At 42.7% G+C, this 2,616-nt stretch carries 2 protein-coding genes and 2 pseudogenes; 1 reads left to right on the forward strand and 3 read right to left on the reverse strand.

The annotated features are described in order from the left end of the window. Nucleotides 1–244: 244 nt before the first annotated feature. From PPOP_RS22180 to PPOP_RS15855, 3 genes and pseudogenes are all read right to left on the reverse strand, one after another. Nucleotides 245–337, reverse strand: a pseudogene (locus PPOP_RS22180) (transposase); the annotation flags it as partial. Between the two features lie 71 nt (nt 338–408). Then, nucleotides 409–1,147, reverse strand: a pseudogene (locus PPOP_RS15845) (HAD hydrolase family protein). A gap of 545 nt (nt 1,148–1,692) precedes the next feature. Continuing rightward, nucleotides 1,693–1,875 carry a hypothetical protein gene (locus PPOP_RS15855; protein ID WP_042229278.1) on the reverse strand — a complete coding sequence of 61 codons (183 nt, stop codon included), beginning with the start codon at nt 1,873–1,875 and terminating at the stop codon, nt 1,693–1,695. 374 nt (nt 1,876–2,249) lie between these two features. Here PPOP_RS15855 and PPOP_RS15860 point away from each other — a divergent pair, with 374 nt between their 5' ends. Next, the gene (locus PPOP_RS15860; protein WP_006287588.1) at nt 2,250–2,540 is read left to right on the forward strand and encodes a hypothetical protein; all 291 of its coding nucleotides are present in this window, start codon (nt 2,250–2,252) and stop codon (nt 2,538–2,540) included. The last annotated feature ends 76 nt before the right edge of the window (nt 2,541–2,616 follow it).

Below are 2,616 nucleotides of genomic sequence, written 5' to 3' on the forward strand. Positions count from 1 at the left end.
TTCCTTAACCAAACAATATATTCAACAAGCCCTTGAAAGTTGCCTTGAAGATAACGGATATGCTCTGAAGTTTTATTTTGTCGCACAAAACGGTTGTTTTGATATCAAGAAACTGAATAAAATGCTGGCTGAAATTAAAGAAGACCAAGATGAATTCAGACAAAGCGATTAGACGTAAAGGTCGAGTTAGGAGGGATATTTGTTCCTGTACTCGGCCTTTTGGAGTCTAATCAAGAGAAATGACGCCATCCTGCTTCACCTTAACGTGAATGACATCCAGAAAGACCGCGGCATACACGCTTTGCAGCGGTCGATTTTGCCATTCTTTGACCACCGGGCACACAAACTATTTTACAGCTCTCGGATGAAGCGCTACTCAACGTGCTCTATAGAGGGGTGTCATTTTCGTTATACCCAGTCTGAAAATTTGAGTATCAGCTCTTCCAACTTTTCAATTATTTTCACTCCACAATTTTCATCTAGCGATATGCCCTCTGTAGCATGCTCACCTAGCCCCTCATGGTCACCAATCCTCACGGAGTAGAATGCTTTCTGAAACATGCTAATATCATTTGAGTCATTCCCAAATGCTACAAACTGTTTTTCTTCAACACCTATTTTTGCAAAGAACTCCACTTATGAATATTTTTAGGGATAATATCCAATGAATTTTCGTTTCTATGTTTATGCACCACAACATCTAATGAAGTCAAGTTTTCAGCTAACATTTCTATGTCAGTTGCGGACAACACAAGAACTTTAACAATGCTGGCGAGTGATTCTAACGGAAGCCTCTTGGCTATCTTCAAAGGGTCTAGATTGTTGAGAATCGGATGGTCAGCAGCCCCAGTATATGCATAATCCCAATCACTATCTATTAAGTAGGTAGCCTGGCACTTCCCGATGAGTTCCATAATGATTTGGATCTGCTCATTGGAAAAAGATTGTACAGATATGGTTTTGCCTTGTCTTGATATGAGAGAACCATTCCCACCTATTAGAGATGAAAATGCTTATTCACCACTGGAATCATGTCCCTTATTGGACGAGCAGAAGCAAAAATAATTTCATGGCCTTTTTCTTCAGTTTTTTTCAAAGCATTCAAAATACGATCTGAAAACGGTTGCCTCCTGTAAATGGTTATTATGTTGAACCTGTTGCTTTTTGTTCTTGATGTTACCTTTCACGCAGGCCTCGACATCTTTGGGATCGACATATCCCGGCTTGACCAATCGTTCGAGCAGATTCCGCCCGGATAACCGAATACATCCGAGATCATCGTGGCCAGTTTGACGTTGCTAGCCTCCAGGTACTTCTGAATACGTTTTTTTCTGGCGTCAGGTTGCGCTGATGGCGATACGCTTGATCCAGCCCCTTCAGACAGAGTTGCTTGGTCATTCGCTTGTCTGTACTTCTTAACAATACGGGACTTTAACCCAAGTTCCTTCATCATACGAACAACGGTCTTCTGAGAGACGTGAATGCCTTGTTATTTCAATGCGTGCCACACTTTTGGACTGCCGTATTGTTTGTTGCAGGGTAGATGTGCTCAGTTTTGCAGCAATTGCTTATGCAGTAAAAGTAGCCTGGTTTGATATGGAGAGATGGGCATGATAGGCTTACTGGTCTCTGCGAAGCCTGTGGCTTCGCCCTTTCGCAGGGAATCATGCCCATAGAGGCTCCATGTCAAACCTATGCATAAACCTTACTTGTTGCTGCATATTGATAAAATTGCTTGGCTGCAAAACTCGGCACTTTTCGATTGCCAAAAACAGCCGTATGCCGCTCATCCTCCGTGAACTCCACGTACATCGCCCGCGAGTAGCCAAGCACCAGGATCAACGTGTACAACTTTTCATTCCGTTGCTTGCTCACATTGAAATGGCTCTAATCCACCTGTGCCTGCTCGCCGGCTGCGCTCCATCTGCTGGATGCCTCCGTTCCCCTTATCATCGGAGGGCAGCCGCCCACGTTCCTGTTCTGTTCCCGAACAGCCGCAAGGCAACGCAACTTATACGCTGCTACAGCATTCCGATCCCGTTCGATCCGGCTTTCATTGGCTGATTAGTAGGTAAAAAGGGATAATTCAACACGGTTGGAAGCGCTATATCCATGGTTGCCTGAACGTAAAGATATACTAAGCGCAAATTACCCTGTTAATAAATACAGTTATTTTTTTCTTTTATCTTCCACATTATAGGTATTTTATGGTACAATGGCTTGAATTATATTCCCTAGGAGTTAATAAAATGATGAAGAAGTTTGTTTTACTAGCCCTCGTACTTTTATTGTTTGTAGGTAACGGCAATTTTACATTTGCACAGCAAGTAGGTAATGAGGCGCAGGAAATCGCTACGCTTGAAACAAAAAGCGCCCCTATCGAAAAATTATCGTATCCTACGATTGAAAATGTATTGTGGTTGGCGCACAAGTTTGAAGTATCGCCAAGTTGGATCCAACATGAACTGACACAAGGATATCTGCTGCCTGATATTTATGAAGGCTTGCTTGAAAGACAACGCGTGTTTATTGCATACTAAAAATGCCTAGAATTGCAGCGTAAAAGTGCTTAGATCAGATGCAAAAAAAAGGCACTTGTCAGCCCCTTACATTCCT

Source organism: Paenibacillus popilliae ATCC 14706, assembly GCF_000315235.1.
GTDB lineage: Bacteria > Bacillota > Bacilli > Paenibacillales > Paenibacillaceae > Paenibacillus_B > Paenibacillus_B popilliae.

Bases quoted from the DNA above. Each gene is read 5' to 3' on its own strand.
- PPOP_RS15860 (WP_006287588.1), top strand. From the start codon at position 2,250: ATGATGAAGAAGTTTGTTTTACTAGCCCTCGTACTTTTATTGTTTGTA.